Source organism: Peptacetobacter sp. AB800, assembly GCF_047807365.1.
Classification (GTDB): Bacteria; Bacillota; Clostridia; order Peptostreptococcales; family Peptostreptococcaceae; genus Peptacetobacter.
Genome location: NZ_JBLOUI010000135.1, coordinates 1 through 223, shown reverse-complemented (window position 1 = coordinate 223; position 223 = coordinate 1). Strand labels below are relative to the sequence as shown.

Below are 223 nucleotides of genomic sequence, written 5' to 3'. Positions count from 1 at the left end.
ATATCTTCTTAATGATATAAACCCTATTATTACAACTATTACAGGAATTGGTTCTGTTTTAGGAGCTTCTATTATTGCTGAAATAGGAGATATATCTCGATTTGAAAAAGCGAGTCAATTAGTTGCTTATGCAGGTCTTGATGTTTCAGTTAAACAATCTGGAGAATTTAATGCAATTAATTCAGCGAAACTATCTAAAAGAGGTTCTCCTTATTTAAGACGA

1 protein-coding gene is annotated in these 223 nt (G+C 30.9%); it reads left to right on the top strand.

Annotated elements, in window-relative coordinates:
- Positions 1 to 223: IS110 family transposase (locus ACK2WN_RS12465; RefSeq protein WP_416155710.1), on the top strand; the 223-nt coding region annotated here is incomplete at both ends.